Source organism: Tianweitania sediminis (assembly GCF_017813335.1).
In the GTDB taxonomy this organism is placed as follows: domain Bacteria; phylum Pseudomonadota; class Alphaproteobacteria; order Rhizobiales; family Rhizobiaceae; genus Tianweitania; species Tianweitania sediminis.
In genome coordinates this window covers 448588-465319 of the sequence record NZ_JAGIYY010000002.1, presented here as the reverse complement: position 1 = coordinate 465319, position 16732 = coordinate 448588, and the positions used below count along the sequence as shown (strand labels likewise).

Annotated in this window: 14 protein-coding genes and 1 tRNA gene; 7 read left to right on the top strand and 8 right to left on the bottom strand. The window is 61.9% G+C overall.

Annotation, left to right across the window (positions count from 1 at the left end):
- Positions 1 to 1260: a glucose-1-phosphate adenylyltransferase gene (glgC, locus tag J5Y06_RS09260; protein ID WP_209334846.1), complete on the bottom strand. Its 1260-nt coding sequence runs from the start codon at positions 1258 to 1260 to the stop codon at positions 1 to 3.
- Positions 1261 to 1438: 178 nt separating this feature from the next.
- A complete protein-coding gene (locus J5Y06_RS09255; protein WP_209334845.1) occupies positions 1439 to 3901 on the bottom strand; it encodes a glycogen/starch/alpha-glucan phosphorylase in 2463 nt (820 codons plus the stop codon).
- A 194-nt stretch (positions 3902 to 4095) separates the two neighbouring features.
- On the opposite strand from J5Y06_RS09255, the gene J5Y06_RS09250 reads away from it, so the two are divergent.
- Complete coding sequence (locus J5Y06_RS09250; protein WP_209334844.1) at positions 4096 to 5022, top strand: carbohydrate kinase family protein; 927 nt, start codon at positions 4096 to 4098, stop codon at positions 5020 to 5022.
- Between the two features lie 84 nt (positions 5023 to 5106).
- Positions 5107 to 5862, top strand: coding sequence for a MauE/DoxX family redox-associated membrane protein (locus J5Y06_RS09245; protein WP_209334843.1), 756 nt, complete (start codon positions 5107 to 5109; stop codon positions 5860 to 5862).
- 76 nt (positions 5863 to 5938) lie between these two features.
- Here J5Y06_RS09245 and J5Y06_RS09240 read toward each other — a convergent pair whose 3' ends face one another.
- Positions 5939 to 6376, bottom strand: coding sequence for a hypothetical protein (locus tag J5Y06_RS09240; protein ID WP_209334842.1), 438 nt, complete (start codon positions 6374 to 6376; stop codon positions 5939 to 5941).
- A 245-nt stretch (positions 6377 to 6621) separates the two neighbouring features.
- Between J5Y06_RS09240 and J5Y06_RS09235 the strand changes: the two genes are divergently transcribed.
- Positions 6622 to 6942, top strand: a complete 321-nt coding sequence (locus tag J5Y06_RS09235; protein WP_209334841.1) for a hypothetical protein — start codon at positions 6622 to 6624, stop codon at positions 6940 to 6942.
- A gap of 75 nt (positions 6943 to 7017) precedes the next feature.
- Here the strand turns inward: J5Y06_RS09235 and J5Y06_RS09230 are convergent.
- A tRNA-Gln gene (locus J5Y06_RS09230) sits at positions 7018 to 7092 on the bottom strand.
- A 107-nt stretch (positions 7093 to 7199) separates the two neighbouring features.
- Positions 7200 to 8339: a DegT/DnrJ/EryC1/StrS family aminotransferase gene (locus tag J5Y06_RS09225; RefSeq protein ID WP_209334840.1), complete on the bottom strand. Its 1140-nt coding sequence runs from the start codon at positions 8337 to 8339 to the stop codon at positions 7200 to 7202.
- A 165-nt stretch (positions 8340 to 8504) separates the two neighbouring features.
- Between J5Y06_RS09225 and J5Y06_RS09220 the strand changes: the two genes are divergently transcribed.
- Positions 8505 to 9410 (top strand): MBL fold metallo-hydrolase, encoded by a 906-nt coding sequence (locus tag J5Y06_RS09220; protein ID WP_209335111.1) that lies wholly within the window; start codon positions 8505 to 8507, stop codon positions 9408 to 9410.
- Here the strand turns inward: J5Y06_RS09220 and J5Y06_RS09215 are convergent.
- Both J5Y06_RS09215 and J5Y06_RS09210 read right to left on the bottom strand, forming a co-directional pair.
- Entirely contained in the window at positions 9395 to 10186 is a 792-nt protein-coding gene (locus J5Y06_RS09215) for a DUF1499 domain-containing protein (RefSeq protein WP_209334839.1), read from the bottom strand. The two genes, J5Y06_RS09220 and J5Y06_RS09215, sit on opposite strands and share 16 nt — an antisense overlap.
- 10 nt (positions 10187 to 10196) lie before the next feature.
- On the bottom strand, positions 10197 to 11831 hold the full coding sequence (locus J5Y06_RS09210) for a fatty-acid--CoA ligase (protein ID WP_209334838.1): 1635 nt from the start codon (positions 11829 to 11831) through the stop codon (positions 10197 to 10199).
- Positions 11832 to 12047: 216 nt separating this feature from the next.
- On the opposite strand from J5Y06_RS09210, the gene J5Y06_RS09205 reads away from it, so the two are divergent.
- The 3 genes from J5Y06_RS09205 (at position 12048) to J5Y06_RS09195 (ending at position 14058) form a co-directional block, all read left to right on the top strand.
- Positions 12048 to 12446, top strand: a complete 399-nt coding sequence (locus J5Y06_RS09205; protein ID WP_209334837.1) for a hypothetical protein — start codon at positions 12048 to 12050, stop codon at positions 12444 to 12446.
- Between the two features lie 70 nt (positions 12447 to 12516).
- Positions 12517 to 12927, top strand: coding sequence for a DUF427 domain-containing protein (locus tag J5Y06_RS09200; RefSeq protein WP_209334836.1), 411 nt, complete (start codon positions 12517 to 12519; stop codon positions 12925 to 12927).
- Between the two features lie 93 nt (positions 12928 to 13020).
- Positions 13021 to 14058: a serine hydrolase domain-containing protein gene (locus J5Y06_RS09195; protein WP_209334835.1), complete on the top strand. Its 1038-nt coding sequence runs from the start codon at positions 13021 to 13023 to the stop codon at positions 14056 to 14058.
- Positions 14059 to 14062: 4 nt separating this feature from the next.
- Here J5Y06_RS09195 and ppdK read toward each other — a convergent pair whose 3' ends face one another.
- Positions 14063 to 16723: a pyruvate, phosphate dikinase gene (ppdK, locus tag J5Y06_RS09190; protein ID WP_209334834.1), complete on the bottom strand. Its 2661-nt coding sequence runs from the start codon at positions 16721 to 16723 to the stop codon at positions 14063 to 14065.
- Positions 16724 to 16732: the final 9 nt, after the last annotated feature.

The window sequence follows — 16732 nt, the reverse complement described above, 5'->3', positions numbered from 1 at the left end:
TCAACCGAGCCGATCGATCATGTCCTGCGTGATCAAGCAGACACCACCCTCGGACCGGGTGAAGCGCTTTTCATCCAGCACGGGATCGAAGCCGACGGACAGCCCTTCGGGGATGCGCACACCACGGTCGAGCACCACCTTGCGCAGCGTCGCATTGCGTCCAATCAGGCATTCGGGAAGCACAACAGCCTCTTCCAGGGAGGAAAAGGAGTTCACGCGCACCCCGTTGAACAGAAGGCTGCGGCGCAAGGAAGCGCCGGAGATGATGCAGTCGCCCGATACCAAAGACGAGACAGCCGAGCCGCGGCGACCATCCTGGTCATGCACGAACTTTGCCGGCGGGCGCACTTCCGCATGGGTCCAAATCGGCCACTGCCGGTCATAAAGATCGAGATCCGGCACGACGTCCGTGAGATCGGTGTTGGCTTCCCAATAGGCGTCGATCGTGCCCACGTCGCGCCAGTAGGCCTTGTCCTCGAAGCTCGACTTCACACAGGAGGTGGAAAAGCGGTGCGCGACGGCTTTGCCGTGCTGGACGATATAGGGAATGATGTCCTTGCCGAAATCGCGGCTTGATCCTTCCGTCACCGCATCCCGGCGCAACTGGTCGAACAGGAAGCGCGTGCGGAAGACGTAGATGCCCATCGACGCCAGCGCCATGTCTGGGTTGTCGGGCATGCCCGGCGGGTCCTTCGGCTTTTCCACGAACGAAATGATGCGGTCCTGCGCGTCGACATGCATGACGCCAAAGCCGGTCGCCTCCAGCCGCGGCACTTCCAGGCATCCGACAGTGACATCGGCATTCTGGTCGACGTGCTGGCGCAGCATCAGCTCGTAGTCCATCTTGTAGACGTGATCGCCGGCCAGGATCACCATGTATTCGGGATCATAATCCTCGATGATGTCGGCGTTCTGAAACACGGCGTCGGCCGTGCCTTCATACCACTGGTGCTCCGATACGCGCTGGCTCGCCGGCAGGATATCGAAGCTTTCGTTGCGTTCAGTCCGGAAGAAGTTCCAGCCGCTTTGAAGGTGCCGGATCAGGGAATGAGCCTTGTATTGCGTTGCCACGCCGATGCGGCGGATACCTGAATTCAGCGCGTTGGACAGCGCGAAGTCGATGATGCGCGACTTGCCGCCGAAATACACGGCCGGCTTGGCACGGCGATCCGTAAGTTCTTTCAAGCGGCTGCCGCGACCACCAGCCAAAACATAGGCCATGGCGTCACGCGCCAGCGGCTGCTCCCTTGTGCCCGGCATCCCGTCCTCCCACTGCACTTTCAAGGCGATCTTTGCCTTAACATAGCTAGCGGCGATACAACCAAAGTCGCGCCGCCGCAGCTATTTTGTGGACTTTGGTCCCATGCGGGGGACGCACGCGGGCTCACCCCAGGCGGGCCGCTTCCTTTGGGCTTGACGGTCCAAAGATACGTCGCGCTCAGGCGGGCACGTCCCAGATCTCGTTTGCATATTGGCGGATGGTGCGGTCCGATGAAAACCAGCCCATGCGCGCCGCATTCAGAATGGCCTTGCGGTTCCAGTCAGCCGGATCGGTCCACAGCGCGTCGACCCTGCGCTGGGCGTCGGCATAGGCGTCGAAATCGGCTGCCACCATGAACCAGTCGCGCTCATAGATGCCGTCGATGAGGTCGCGGTAGCGATCCGGCTGGTCATGCGAAAACACGCCGCCCCTGATCGCGGACAGCGCCTGTGACAGTTCCGGGCTCGCTTCGATGAATGCGCGCGGGTCGTATCCCTCGGCGCGGCGTTCTTCCACCTCATGCGCCGTCAGGCCGAAGATCACGATGTTCTCGTCGCCGACTTGGTCCTTCATCTCGACATTGGCCCCATCCAGCGTGCCGATCGTGAGCGCGCCGTTGAGGGCCAGCTTCATGTTGCCGGTGCCCGATGCTTCCATGCCGGCCGTGGAAATCTGTTCCGAAAGGTCGGCTGCAGGCATCATCACCTCAGCCAGGCTGACATTGTAGTTCGGGATGAACACCACCTTCAGAAGACCCCGCACGGCCGGATCATTGTTGATCACGCGCGCAACATCGTTGGCGAGCTTGATGATCAGCTTGGCGTTGAAATAGCTCGGCGCGGCCTTGCCGCCGAAGAACTTGATGCGCGGAACCCAGTCACGTTCCGGATGCGAGCGGATCTGGTCGTAGAGCGCGACCGCTTCCACGATGTTCAAGAGCTGCCGCTTGTATTCGTGGATGCGCTTGATCTGGATATCAAACAAGGCCGATGGGTCGAGCCACAGCCCCATGCGCTCGCTGACGAGGCGGGCGAGCCGCTCCTTGTTGCCGCGCTTTACCGCCGCAAAGCGCTCTCGGAAGGCTGCATCCTCGGCATGGCGTTCGAGGTCCCGCAGCGCGTCGATGTCGTCCATGAAGCGGTCGCCGATCACCTCGCGCACAAGCGCAGTGAGGCCGGGATTGCATTGAAACAGCCAACGCCGCTGGGCGATGCCATTGGTCTTGTTGTTGATACGGGCGGGATAAAGCTGGTGCAGGTCGGCAAACACCGTTTCCTTCATCAGCTCGGTGTGGAGCGCGGACACACCGTTGATGGAATGCGACCCCGCAAAGGCCAGGTTGCCCATCCTCACGCGTCGCTCGCCGTCTTCCCCGATAAGGGAGATCGAGCGGATCTGGCTGTCGTTCAGACCTCCCTCGCGCGCTTCGCGCAGAAGCTCTGCATTGATCGCGTAGACGATCTGCATGTGGCGGGGCAAAAGCCGCTCGAAGACGTGGATCGGCCAGCTTTCCAGCGCTTCCGGCAGCAGCGTGTGGTTGGTGTAGCCGAAGGTGCGGCGCGTGACGTCCCAGGCCTCGTCGAAGCCAAACCCGTGAACGTCGCAGAGAAGGCGCATCAGTTCGGCGACCGCGACGGCGGGGTGCGTGTCGTTCAGGTGAATGGCCGCCTTGTCCGGCAAGGAGCGGAGGTCATCATATTCCCCAAGATGGCGATTGATGATGTCCTGCAGCGACGCGGCGGAGAAGAAGTATTCCTGACGGAGGCGCAGTTCCTGCCCGGCTTGGTGCGAGTCGGCCGGGTAAAGCACGCGCGTGAGCGCTTCCGCCTTGTTGCTTTCCCGCAGGGCACCGATGTGGTCGCCGGCGTTGAAGGCGTCGAGCAGAATCGGGTCGATGGGCATGGCCGACCAGAGGCGCAGCGTGTTCACGCGCTTGCCGCGCCAACCCACCACGGGCGTGTCGTAGGCCGTTGCAAGCACCCGTTCACTCGGACGCCAAACGTGCCGCTCCACACGACCCAGCTTGTCCGTGGTCGCTTCCACCGTGCCGCCGAAACCGATTTCATAGGAGCGCTCCCGACGCTCGAATTCCCAGGGATTGCCGTGTTCAAGCCAGGTTTCCGGCAGTTCGACCTGAACGCCATCCTGGATTTCCTGACGGAAAAGACCGTGCACATAGCGAATTCCATAGCCATGCGCCGGCACATCAACGCTGGCCATCGACTCCATGAAGCAGGCCGCAAGACGACCCAAACCGCCGTTACCGAGTGCCGCGTCCGGCTCGAGTTCGGCGATCACATCGATGTCGACGCCTAGCGACGCAAGCGCGTCGCGCATTTCTTCCATAAGGCCGATGTTGGAAAAAGCGTCGCGCATCAGGCGGCCGATCAGGAATTCGAGCGACAGGTAGTAAACGCGCTTGCCGCCTGCCTCATAGGTCCGTTGGGTGGACTCGATCCAGCGCGCGATGATCCGGTCACGCACCACCTTGATCGAGGCATTGAGCCAATCGTATCCCGTCGCCACGCTCGGGTTCTTGCCCACCCTGAACATCAGCGCCTTGACGATTTCGTCGGCCAGCGTGCCGGCTTCCGGCAGCGGCGCTACGGGATGTTTGCGCGGTGTCATCATTTCCGTCATTGCTCGTCTCCAGAACGTGCGGCTTCGTCCAGGTCGCTGGTCGCGAATGACCTTTTATAGGCTGGCGGGTTCCAATGCACGCTTAAGCGGAAGGGTTGAAAACTGATTACACAGCGATCGCTAGCTGCTCGATGTGCTGGCGAGCATCCGGCAATCCGGCTAAACGGCAGCTCGCAACTTTAGGGGAGGCAAAGATGATCGTTTGCTGTGGAGAAGCTTTGATCGACATGTTGCCGCGGAAAACCGGCGACGGCGAAGAGGCTTATGTCCCCTTCGTTGGTGGTGCTGTCTTCAACACGGCCATCGCGCTCGGTCGTTTGGGCGCCCCGACCGGCTTTTTCACCGGATTGTCGACCGATGTCTTTGGCCAGCAGCTGCGTGACGCACTGGTCGCCAGCACCGTTGATCCGCGCTACATCCATTTCGCGGATCGCCCAACCACGCTTGCCTTTGTGAAACTCACCAACGGCCAAGCCTCCTACATGTTTTATGACGAGAACACGGCAGGACGCATGCTGTCCGAAGCAGATCTCCCGGATCTTGCGCCGGACGTCGCCGCTCTGCACTTCTCCTGCATCAGCCTGATTCCCGAACCCTGCGGCTCGACCTATGAGGCGCTGATGCGCCGCGAGCACACGGGGCGCGTGATGATGTTCGATCCCAACATCCGCAAGGACTTCATTCCGGACCGGAAGACGCATCTGGCACGCATGAAGCGGATGCTGCAAATGGCTGACATCGTGAAGCTTTCCGATGAAGACCTCGCCTGGTTCGGCGAAACAGGCGAGCCGGCGGAGATCGCCCGGCGCTGGCTCGACGCGGGGCCGAAGCTGGTGGTGATCACCATGGGCGCCAAGGGCATCGCCGGCTTCTCGCGAAACGGCGATGTGCTGGTTGAAGGTGAACGCGTTCTTGTGAAGGACACGGTGGGAGCCGGTGACACCGTAAACGCCGGCATCCTGGCTTATCTTTCCGACCACGGCCTTCTTACCAAGAGCGGCATTGCCTCGCTTTCGCGGGACCAGGTTCGCGGGGCACTTGCCTTCGCCAATCGTGCAGCAGCCGTGACAGTGTCTCGCGCGGGTGCCAACCCGCCTTGGCGCGACGAGCTCGCATCCTGATTTTGCAAGACTATCCTGCACCCCTGACGCTGGCAGGACAGGCCTTCAATCCCGATCTGAGTGGCAGAGCATCGGAGGTTCGCCATGCATGGTACCGTTTCAAAGAAAAAGGCAGTGGTTTACCGGATGGTCGTGCCGGATCACACCTGTCCTTTCGGCCTCAAGACCATTGATCTCCTGAAGCGCCGTGGCTTCGAGGTGGAAGATCGACCGCTTCGCACCCGTGCGGAAACGGACGCGCTGAAAGCGGAGCTCAACGTGAAGACCACGCCTCAGACCTTTGTGGATGGGCAGCGTATTGGCGGCCATGATGATGTCCGCCGCTTCCTTGGCTTGGCGGTGCAGGACCCGGACGCAGTCAGTTATCGGCCGGTGATCGTGGTTTTCGTAGTTTCCGCCCTGATCGCGCTCGCCGCATCTTACGCGGCCAATGCGACCATTGAACCGTCGACCGCCTTGCGCTGGTTCTTAGCCATCACGACCGCGATCCTGGCCATGTTGAAGCTTCAGGACCTGTCACGCTTCAGCACGATGTTCCTGAACTACGACCTGCTTGCCAAGCGGTGGGTTCCTTACGCGACCGTTTATCCCTTCGCAGAACTGTTGGTGGGCGTCCTGATGATTGCGGGCGCGCTGGCTTGGCTTTCCGCCCCGGTGGCAATCTTCATCGGCTCCATCGGTGCATGGTCAGTCTTCAAGGCCGTTTATATCGACAAGCGATCGCTGAAATGCGCCTGTGTTGGCGGCAACAGCAAGGTTCCGCTGGGCTTTGTTTCCTTGACGGAGAACATCGCCATGATTGCGATGGGCATCTGGATGCTCGCAGCGATGGTGAACTGAACGCACGCGATGAATTGAGCGCAAGAAAAAACCGGCACCCGAAGGTGCCGGTTTGTCGTTTCGACAGGCGTCGAACTTAGTTGGCCGTTGCAGGCGTGCCGCCGGGGACCTGGCAATCCTGCGTGGTGCCTGCACCCGTGCCGGCTACGCAGTTGCCCTGGTTCTGCTTACCCGAAGCGTTGTTGTCGGTCGTTCCGGTCGAGCTTGCCGCTGCGCCAGCACCCGTGTTGCCGGCATCGGACGTGCCCGAGCCTGCGCCACCGCCGCCGCCAACAGTGCCACCGCCGGCTGCGCCGCCGCTGGTGCCTGCATCGGAGGTGCCGCTACCCGGAGCGCCGCCGCCGCCGGTACCGCTGTTGGAGGAGCCGTTGCCGGCGCCTGCGCTACCCGACGCACCGCCTGCTGCACCACCTGCCGAGCCGCCACCGTCTGCCTGGGCGAAAGCTGCGGAAATCGGAGCACCGGCCAGAAGAACAGCCATGGTGCTTGCAAAAGCAATTTTCTTGAAAGTCATTTGATAATCCTCACAATTGGTCGTTGGTCGTCGGGGATAACAACAAGCCAATCGGCATTTGGTTTCAACGCGCTGCGCGAATTTCTCGGGAAGCAAAAGTCCCGGATAATGTCCCGCGTATGGGAACCAGCACCCGGCGCTACAACCGCACAATTTGTGCACACACCGTTCCTTCGCCGGCTTGAAACTTCCTTCCCCGGACGTCCGTTGCTTGGGCATCGAAACATCGATTTGAAGGAGCTATTATGATCAAGTCCATTTCCATCGCCGCCCTCGCCCTCGCCATGACCGCTGGTGTCGCTTCGGCACAAAGCACCACCGATCTGCAGCAGGGTGCCGGCCTGTTCGACCAGGGCGGAGCTTTTGGTCCGCGCGACACGGCAACCAACAGTTACCAGGCACAGGACGGCCTCGACTTCGGCTCGACCGCGTCGATCGGCACCGGCATGTCCGACATGGACAACAACGCCGTGACCTATGAAGGTCGCAGCCAGACCGGCAACACCACCGTGCCGAGCGGCAGCACCTTTGGCGGCAGCAGCGTTCTGTTCGACAATTCGAAGTAAGGCCGAGCGCCTCGGCGCTTGTTCAACGAAGGGCGGCGAACTCCGGTTCGTCGCCTTTTTTGTTCGCGTGGGATCTGGCTGGGGCGCCTGGATTCGAACCAGGGAATGACGGTACCAAAAACCGTTGCCTTACCGCTTGGCTACGCCCCAAAGTCGCGGCCTTTGCCGCGGATCGTCAGCCGACTTCGGCGCCTATACACGGGCCTTTGCATCGGATCAACGGCGATTGATGGGCAATCCCCATCAGGCCACCGTCCTCAGGCCGCACGAACAGCTTCCGCAACCTGGTCGATGATGTAGTCCTGGGTAGACGCGTCCAAATAAGGATGCATGGGCAAGGCAAAAATGTCCTGTGCCACTTCCTCGCTCATGGGCAAGCCGTTCGGGGCCGTCGGGAAGTCGCGATAAGCCGTCTGCTGGTGCAGGGGCTTGGGATAATACACCGCGGTAGGAACTCCGGCTTCCGCCAGCTTGGCGAGGATCGCGCCGCGGTTTTTCCCCGGCGCACGGACGCAATACTGCGCCCACACCGACGTTGACCCTTCCGCAATGCGCGGCGTCGTCAGCACGTTGGAAAGGCCGTTTTCGTAGCGATCGGCAACCGCGTTGCGGGACACGATCTCTTCTGGAAACAGCGCCAGCTTCTCGATCAGGATCGCAGCCTGGATCGTATCCAGCCGGCCGTTCATCCCGATCCGCACATTGTCGTAGCGATCGCTGCCCTTGCCATGAAACAGGAGCGAGCGCAGCAGCGCGGCCGTGTCATCATCGTTCGTGTAGATGGCGCCGCCATCGCCGTAACAGCCGAGCGGCTTGGCGGGAAAGAAGCTCGTGGTGGTGAAGTCGCCGATCGTGCCTACCTTGCGGTTCTTGTAGACGCCGCCATAGCCTTGCGCGGCATCGCACAGCAGCCAGATCCCGGCCTCTTCCACGATTGGCTCAAGCGAATCGTAGTCAGCGGGCTGTCCGAACAGATCGACCGAAATCAGGCCGACGACCTTCATTCCGATCTCGCGTGCGTGGTCCAGTGCAGCCCGCAGGCTGGCTGGCGACAGGTTGAAGCTGCCTTCCTCGATGTCCACAAAGAAGGGGGTTGCACCCAGTTGGGCAACAACTTCCGCCGTGGAGGCGAAGGTGAAGCTTGGACACAGCACCACATCGCCCGGACCGACCCCCCTTGCCATCAGGCAGAGTGTCAGCGCGTCGGTGCCGTTGGAACAGGCAATCGCATGCTTGACGCCTGAAAAGGCGGCCATCTCGGCTTCGAGCTGCGCCACTTCCGGCCCCAGAATGTACTGGCCATGATCCAGTACCCGCGCCACTGCGGCATCCACTTTGGCCCGGATCCGCTTCTGCTGCGTTGCCAGGTCGATAAAGGGGATGGCTGGTCGGGTCATGATCGTCTCGCTTCGGCTCAGTGGTGCTGCCATAGCGTTCGTTCGCGGGATTCGGCAAATCACCTGTTACGTCAGGCTGTTGCAAATGGAAGGGCCAGAAAGCCTGCTCTTCTTTGCCTGCAGCCGCTTCCATGGTAAGCGGTCTCAAACAGTTGTTAGGTGATCATGTCGCTTGAGTTCAACACTGCCTTCGACGGTCGGGCCGATGAGCCGCTGCCGATTGCGCCCGACGTCTTGCGCGTGACGGCCAACAATCCCGGACCTTTTACCTTCCACGGCACCAACAGCTACATCGTCGGGCGAAACACGCTGGCGGTGATTGACCCTGGTCCGAACGACCCGGCCCATCTCCAGGCCCTGCTCGCCGCGATCAACGGGCGTCCCGTTTCCCACATCTTTGTGAGCCACACGCACCGCGACCATTCTCCGCTGACCAAGGCCATAGTGGCCGAAACGGGCGCCACGGTTTACGCGCAAGGCCCGCACCGCGCAGCGCGCCCCTTGCGCGATGGCGAAAGCAATCCCTTCGCGGAAAGCTCGGATTACGATTTCGCCCCTGACCAAACCCTGGCCGACGATGAACTCGTGCAAGGCGACGGCTTTGCCATCCGGGCAATCCACACGCCGGGCCATTGCGCCAACCATTGCGCCTTTGCGTTGGAAGGGACCGGCCTCCTGTTTTCTGCCGATCACGTGATGGCCTTTGCCACAACCGTGGTGGCGCCGCCGGATGGCGCGATGTCCGACTTCATGCGGTCGCTCGATCGTCTGCTTGAGCGCGACGACACGCTTTACCTTCCAGGCCATGGCGGCAACGTGGAGAACCCGCTGCGCTTCGTGCGCGGCCTGAAAGCCCATCGCAAGATGCGCGAGCGCGCGATCCTGGAGCGGTTCAGCGCCGGCGACCGGACCATCGCCGAGGTCGTGGCCGCGATCTACCGCGATATTGATCCGCGCCTCCATGGCGCCGCCAGACTGTCCGTTTATGCCCATGTCGAGGATCTTGTCGCCCGCGGTGTCCTCCAGGCGGAACCCTTTCCGGCCCTTGACGCGCGTTACTGGACGACCTGAGGCTTGGCGGCATCGGCGAGAACCGCTGCGTCGAGATCAGCAAAGAAGCGCCGAATGCGCTGAGCGTTGTCGCCGAAGTCATGGCGTCCGTACCGGGAGGCCGAGCGCATGTCGACGTAAGTCGCCGTACCGTCATCCATGATGCGGATGGCAACGTCTGCGGGGAAGCCCACGAGGAACGATCGAGCGACCGCGTTCAGGGTGGCGGAGCCGCCTTCCGCCACCGAGCCGAAGGGTCGCAGGACCGTCCAGCCACGCGCCGCCACCACGCCGTTGATGATCTGCGCCATCTTTTCCCCGGGCAAGGTATAGCTGTGACCGATCACCTGCGGATAAGCGGCGAGTTGAGCTTCCGCCTCGCTTTCCCTCATGGCGCGCGGCGCGTTCATCCAGGGCGTGCGATCCCGTACAACCGCAAGCACGGGGCGGCTTTCCGTATCCGTGGTGATGTCGTTCAACATCGGCGTGGTGAAGCCGCGATAAGCAGTAGCGGCAAAGGGCGTCAGCCCCGCCAGCAGCACAAGGGCTGCCACCGCAAGGTTGCTTCCGACGCGATCGCCTTCGTTCCACATGCGGTAGAACGCATAAACGAAGGCCAGGATTGAGCTGGCGAACACGAGCGCCACCAGCCCTAGAGCCAGAATGAAGCTCTGCGTGTCCAGCCGTTCAAAGCGATGTGCGGCGGCGGCGGCCAGAAACAAGACAACGCCAAAAACGGCCAGCCGGCGCGACCAGCGCGCCGACCGTGAAACATGCTCGGGATAAACGGCAACCAACCGGGACGCCTCAGGCGGTCGGCAGCTGATAATCCTTGAAGCGCTCTCGCAGGGTTATCTTCTGGATCTTGCCCGTTGCCGTATGGGGGATCTCGTCGACGAAGGTCACGTCGTCCGGCATCCACCACTTGGCGATCTTGCCTTCCATGAAGCTCAAGAGATCTTCTCGCGTCGGTTCCTTGCCGGGCTTCTTCACCACCACGAGCAGCGGACGCTCGTCCCAGCGCGGATGCGCAATGCCGATCACGGCTGCTTCCGCCACATCGGGATGGGCCACGGCGAGGTTCTCCAGATCGATGGTGGAGATCCACTCACCGCCCGACTTGATCACATCCTTCGCCCGGTCCGTGATCTGCATGTAGCCTTCCGGATTGATATGGGCGACGTCGCCGGTGTCGAACCAGTTTTCCTCGTCGAACTGGTCCGCGCCGGCGCCTCCATAATAAGCGCGGGCTACGGCGGGGCCCCTCACCTTCAAACGGCCAAACGTCTTTCCGTCCCATGGGCGTGGGTTGTTTTCGTCGTCCGTGACCTTCATTTCGACGCCAAAGGGCGCGTGTCCCTGGGTCTGCTGGACGTCGAGCTTGGCTTCGCCCGAGAGGTCGGCGTATTCCGCCTTCAACGAGCACAGCGAACCGAGTGGCGACATCTCCGTCATGCCCCAGGCGTGAATGACCTCGACGTCATAGTTGTCTTGGAACTTCTGGACCATGACGCGTGGACAGGCCGAACCACCGATCACCACCTTCTTCATGTAAGGCAGCTTCTTGCCGGTTTCTTCGAGGTACTGGAGGAGCATCAACCAAACCGTTGGTACCGCGGCCGAGAAGGTGACCTTTTCCGTATCCAGCAGTTCATAAATGGACGCGCCGTCCATCTTTCCGCCCGGCATCACCATCTTTGCGCCCACCATGGGGCCGCTTTGACCCAGGCCCCAGGCATTGGCGTGGAACATCGGCACCACTGGCAGGACGACGTCGCGCGAGGAAATGCCCATCGCGTCGGGCATGCTCGCCATCATCGCGTGAAGCACGTTGGAGCGGTGGCTGTACAGGACACCCTTGGGATCCCCCGTGGTGCCGGACGTGTAGCACATGCCAGCCGCGGTGTTTTCGTCGCCATTGCAGTTATGCCAGGTGAAATCGCCGTCGGCTTCCTTCAGCCAATCCTCATAGGCGACGACATTAGGCAGGCTGGTTTGCGGCAGATGCGCACCATCCGTGAGAACGATGATCTTTTTCAGCGACGGAATGGCAGGCGCAAGCTTCTCCACCAGCGGCATGAAGGTCAGGTCGGTGAACAGTGCCCGATCCTGCGCGTGGTTCATGATCCAGGCGATCTGGTCGGGAAACAGGCGCGGGTTCAGCGTGTGGTAAACGCCGCCCATGCCCATGATGCCATACCAGGCTTCGATGTGGTTCGCCGTGTTCCAGGCAAGCGTCGCGATGCGGTCCCCGGGCTGATAGCCTTCGCGCGCGAACAGTTGCGCCACTTTGCAGGCGCGGAGATGGATTTGCGAAAAGGTGGTGCGTACGATCGGGCCTTCCACCGAGCGCGACACCACCTCGCGGTTTGGATGTTGCGTGGCAGCGTGATCAAGGATCTTGTGGCAAAGAAGCGGCCACTGCTGCATCAATCCGAGCATATGTTCCTCCAGTCGGCTTTCGGCTGGTATAGAGACACGAAACGGCCCGATGTCCAGTATCTCGCTGGCTGTGCATAGCCGGCCCCGCTTTCTTCCGCAGCGAAAGGAACCGTGCTACGCAAGCATGCTGTCTCTTGCCTGTGCCTTATTTGCGACACCTTGGAAGCCAAGAAACGAGGTTTGCGCGAGGCATTGCAACCGATCTGGAGGTCACCCATGCATGCGCTGCAGATTTCCCATGATGACCTGGCGATCGCCGAGGCGCTCGATACGCTCGAACTGGAACTCGCCTTGCAGGTGCAGGACGTTTCCGTGGTCGGGTTTGAAACCGCGCTCGCACAGGCGCTTGCGGGACTGAAGGGTGAGCTGCTGTTTCGAATGCCCGGCGACATCCTGCCCGATGCGCGCGAGATCGCGGCAGTGTCTGTGCCGGATGAGGAAGCCGCCCGGCGCAAGGTGCTCCTGGTGGTATTGGCGCATGATGGCACGACGATGCGGGTTCAGGACGCCGGCGATGTTGACCACGCGGTGGGTTCCCTTGCCCGCTCCATGGCCGGAGTGATCGACAGCTTCAGCGCTTCTGAACAGGCTGACGAGCACCCCATTCTTCTTTAGGCGTCTTGCCGGTTTGGAACACGGCTCGGTGGCGCGCGTTTCCCGTCGAACGCCACGCAGGAGATCCACCATGGACAGCTTTGCTTCTTCCGTTGCTGCAACCGAAAAGCCGAAGTCGCATATCACGATTGAGCCGTTCGATGGCGTCGTGAACGTCACCTATTCGGACGCGGTGATCGCGTCATCCCAGCGCGCTCTGCTTTTGCGCGAAGGCTCCTATGAGCCGGTGTTCTATATCCCCTTCGAGGACATCTACTTCACCTTCCTGCGCAAAACGGAAACCACCACGCAGTGCCCGCACAAGGGCGTCGCCACCTATTGGCGTGCAACGGCTGTCGGTGAATCCATGGACGACGTGATGTGGGCCTATGAGCAGCCGTATGAAGGCGTGGCTCCGATTGCCGGCCACGGTGCCTTCGATCCGAAGAAGGTCCGCATCGAGGCTGTCGACAACAAGACGGACAAGTCGATCGACAACTGAGGCTCCGGCTTCTCCGCGCATTGTGATGACCGGGCAGCCATGTTGTGACTGTCCGGCCATGGAACTGCGCCATTCCCGTGCCACCTGCCACGCATGGCCTCCTTTAATCTACCTTCCAAACTCTCTCGCCGCGCGGTGCTGACCGGCGCCGCTGCCGTCGGCTTTTCCCTCCTCCACAAGCAGGCGTCCGCGCAAGCAGCCGGTTGGCAGGACAGTGTCCTGCGGCAGGCCCGAAGCTTCGAGGCCTTGCGGTCCCTGATCGTGACGCGAAGTGGCGCGCCGCTTATCGAAGAGGCTTTCAGCGGCGGTTCCCTCGACCGCGGCGTCAACATCAAGTCGGCGTCGAAAACGGTTCTGTCGGCGCTTGTCGGCATTGCGATCGAAAGGGGTGAGTTGGAGGGCGTGGATCAGCCGATCGTGCCCCTGCTCGGCAGTGCCGTCCCCGCCAATGCGGATCCGCGTCTGGCGGAGGTAACGATCGGCAACCTCCTGTCCATGCAGTCGGGGCTTGAACGCACATCCGGCCCCAATTACGGACGCTGGGTGTCCAGCCGCAGCTGGGTGCGTGCCGCGCTTGATCAACCGTTCGTCGATGAGCCTGGCGGACGGATGCTGTATTCCACCGGCAACACGCATCTTCTGTCCGCCATTCTCACGCGCATCACCGGCCGCTCTACGCTGCAGCTTGCCAGAGACTGGCTGGGCGAGCCGCTGGACATCACCATCCCGCCGTGGCCAACGGATCCTCAGGGCATCTATTTCGGTGGCAACGACATGGTGCTGTCGCCCCGCGCGCTGCTCGCCTTTGGTGAAATGTACTGCAACAACGGCAAGGCGGGCGACGTTCGGGTCGTATCGCCGGCCTGGATAGAGCGCTCCTGGACCGCGCGCACCTCGTCTCCCTGGACCGGGCACCAGTACGGTTATGGCTGGTTCCTGCGCGAGGTCGACCGCATGCCGGTTCGCTATGCCTGGGGTTACGGCGGACAGATGCTGTTTGTTGCGCCGCAAGCCGGCGTGATGTGTGTGATGATCTCGGATCCCACCGCGCCTTCCGGTCGCAACGGCTATGTGGACCAGTTGCACCAGTTGTTCGACGGGATCCTGCGCGGCGCAACAAGCGCCGCGTGAGCCCTCACTTCCGCACCGCAGCCTGCGCTGCCGCGAGCCGCGCGATCGGCACGCGGAACGGCGAACACGAGACGTAGTCGAGACCTACCTCTTCGCAGAAGCGGATGGACGCAGGGTCGCCTCCATGTTCGCCGCAGATGCCGAGCTTGATGTCAGAACGTGTTTGGCGTCCCTTTTCGGCGGCGATGCGCACCAGTTCGCCCACGCCGTCCACGTCGATCGACACGAACGGATCCTGCTCGATGATACCCTTCTGGCGGTAGGTTTCCAGAAAGCTCGACGCATCGTCGCGCGAGATGCCGAACGTGGTCTGGGTCAGGTCGTTGGTGCCGAAGGAGAAGAACTCCGCGCTTTCGGCAATCTTCTGCGCCCGCAAAGCCGCGCGCGGCAGTTCGATCATTGTTCCGACGAGGTAAGTGATCTCCGTGCCGGCTTCCGCCATCACCTCCTTGGCGACCTTGTCGATGCTCGCCTTCACGAAGTCGAGCTCCTTCACGAGCCCGACCAGCGGGATCATGACCTCGGGCACAACGGGGTTGCCGGTCTTCTTGGCGGATTCCACCGCCGCTTCGAAGATCGCGCGGGCCTGCATTTCGGCGATCTCGGGATAGGACACGGCAAGCCGGCAACCCCGATGGCCGAGCATCGGGTTGAACTCGTGCAGTTCCTCTGTCCGCTGGCGGAGCTTTTCCGGTGCCACGCCCATTGCGGTTGCGACTTCCGCAATCTCCTCGTCGGTATGGGGCAGGAACTCGTGCAGGGGCGGGTCAAGCAAGCGGATCGTCACCGGCAGGCCAGCCATGATTTCGAACAGTTCGCCGAAGTCGGCGCGCTGCATCGGCAGGAGCTTGGTCAAGGCCTTTCGCCGCCCGTCTTCCGTGTCGGACAGGATCATTTCGCGCATGGCGACAATGCGATCTTCGTCGAAGAACATGTGCTCGGTGCGGCAAAGGCCGATGCCTTCCGCGCCGAACGAGCGCGCCATGCGCGCATCGGCGGGCGTTTCAGCGTTTGTGCGCACCTTCATGCGGCGGATGCCGTCGGCCCATTCCATGATCGCCGCGAAATCACCCGACAATTCCGGCTGCAACATCGGCACCGCGCCCTTCAGCACCTGCCCGCTGGAACCATCGATGGTGATGATGTCGCCCTTGCGGAAGGTTTGCCCCATGACCATCATCGTGCCAGCCCGCGCATCGACGCGCAGCGACCCTGCACCCGATACGCATGGCTTGCCCATGCCGCGCGCGACAACGGCCGCGTGGCTGGTCATGCCGCCGCGCGTGGTCAGGATGCCTTCGGACGCATGCATCCCGTGAATGTCTTCCGGGCTCGTTTCCACCCGCACCAACACGACCTTGCGGCCCTGCTTCTTCAGATCCTCCGCTTCGTCGGAGGTGAACACGATCTCGCCCGTTGCTGCACCGGGCGACGCCGGCAGACCAACCGCCACGACGTTGCGCTCAGCCTTGGGGTCGATGGTTGGATGGAGGAGCTGGTCGAGCGAGGCAGGATCGATGCGTGCCACCGCTTCATCGCGCGTGATCAGCCCTTCCCCCGCCATCTCAACGGCCGTCTTCAGCGCCGCCTTGGCCGTGCGCTTGCCGGACCGCGTTTGCAGCATCCAGAGCTTGCCGCGCTCGATGGTGAATTCGAGATCCTGCATGTCGCGGTAGTGCTTTTCCAGCACGCCTGCGATGCGCACGAATTCGCCGAACGCTTCCGGCATGACCTTTTCCAGTGACGGCTGGTCGGATCCCGCGGCAATGCGGGCTTCTTCCGTTATGTTTTGTGGGGTGCGGATGCCGGCCACCACGTCCTCACCCTGCGCGTTCACCAGGAACTCTCCGTAGAGCGCCTTTTCGCCGGTGGACGGGTTGCGGGTGAAGGCGACACCGGTGGCGGAGGTTTCGCCCATGTTGCCGAACACCATCGCCTGCACGTTGACTGCCGTGCCCCAGCTTTCGGGAATGTCGTGCAGGCGGCGGTAGGTAATCGCGCGCTGGTTCATCCAGCTCGAAAACACTGCGCCGATCGCGCCCCAGAGCTGTTCCTGCGGATCCTGCGGAAAGGGCGAGCCGAGCTCTTCTTCCACCCTGCCCTTGTACAAGCCGACGATCTTGCGCCAATCGGCAGCCTTGATTTCTGTATCGAGCTCCACGCCCAGCCGCGCCTTGGAGTCTTCCAGGATTTCCTCGAAGTGCTCGTGATCGATATCAAGCACAACATTGGAATACATCTGGATGAAGCGGCGGTAGCTGTCCCAGGCGAAACGCTCGTCGGAAGCATCCTTTGCCAGGGCTTCAACCGTTTCGTCGTTCAGCCCCAGGTTCAGAACCGTGTCCATCATGCCGGGCATGGACGCGCGCGCGCCCGAGCGCACCGAAACCAGCAGCAGCTTGTCCTTGTCGCCAAAGCGCCGCCCGGTGATCTCCCCCACGCGATGAAGCGCGGCGAGCACCTGATCCTTCAGTTCCGGCGGGTAGCTCTGGTTGTGCGCGTAATAATAGGAACAGACTTCCGTGGTAACGGTGAAGCCGGGCGGAACGGGAAGGCCCAAGCTGCACATCTCAGCGAGGTTCGCGCCTTTGCCACCAAGGAGGTTCTTGTCGCCTGCCCGCCCTTCGGCGGCGCCGTCGCCAAAGCTGTACACCCACTTTGCCATGAACCCGTC

Coding starts and splice junctions, on each gene's coding strand:
- J5Y06_RS09255 (WP_209334845.1), bottom strand. CDS start 3,901: ATGACGGAAATGATGACACCGCGCAAACATCCCGTAGCGCCGCTGCCG.
- J5Y06_RS09235 (WP_209334841.1), top strand. CDS start 6,622: ATGATCAAGTCCATTTCCATCGCCGCCCTCGCCCTCGCCATGACCGCT.
- J5Y06_RS09250 (WP_209334844.1), top strand. CDS start 4,096: ATGATCGTTTGCTGTGGAGAAGCTTTGATCGACATGTTGCCGCGGAAA.
- J5Y06_RS09240 (WP_209334842.1), bottom strand. CDS start 6,376: ATGACTTTCAAGAAAATTGCTTTTGCAAGCACCATGGCTGTTCTTCTG.
- J5Y06_RS09205 (WP_209334837.1), top strand. CDS start 12,048: ATGCATGCGCTGCAGATTTCCCATGATGACCTGGCGATCGCCGAGGCG.
- ppdK (WP_209334834.1), bottom strand. CDS start 16,723: ATGGCAAAGTGGGTGTACAGCTTTGGCGACGGCGCCGCCGAAGGGCGG.
- J5Y06_RS09195 (WP_209334835.1), top strand. CDS start 13,021: ATGGCCTCCTTTAATCTACCTTCCAAACTCTCTCGCCGCGCGGTGCTG.
- J5Y06_RS09210 (WP_209334838.1), bottom strand. CDS start 11,831: ATGCTCGGATTGATGCAGCAGTGGCCGCTTCTTTGCCACAAGATCCTT.
- J5Y06_RS09220 (WP_209335111.1), top strand. CDS start 8,505: ATGTCGCTTGAGTTCAACACTGCCTTCGACGGTCGGGCCGATGAGCCG.
- J5Y06_RS09200 (WP_209334836.1), top strand. CDS start 12,517: ATGGACAGCTTTGCTTCTTCCGTTGCTGCAACCGAAAAGCCGAAGTCG.
- glgC (WP_209334846.1), bottom strand. CDS start 1,260: ATGCCGGGCACAAGGGAGCAGCCGCTGGCGCGTGACGCCATGGCCTAT.
- J5Y06_RS09225 (WP_209334840.1), bottom strand. CDS start 8,339: ATGACCCGACCAGCCATCCCCTTTATCGACCTGGCAACGCAGCAGAAG.
- J5Y06_RS09245 (WP_209334843.1), top strand. CDS start 5,107: ATGCATGGTACCGTTTCAAAGAAAAAGGCAGTGGTTTACCGGATGGTC.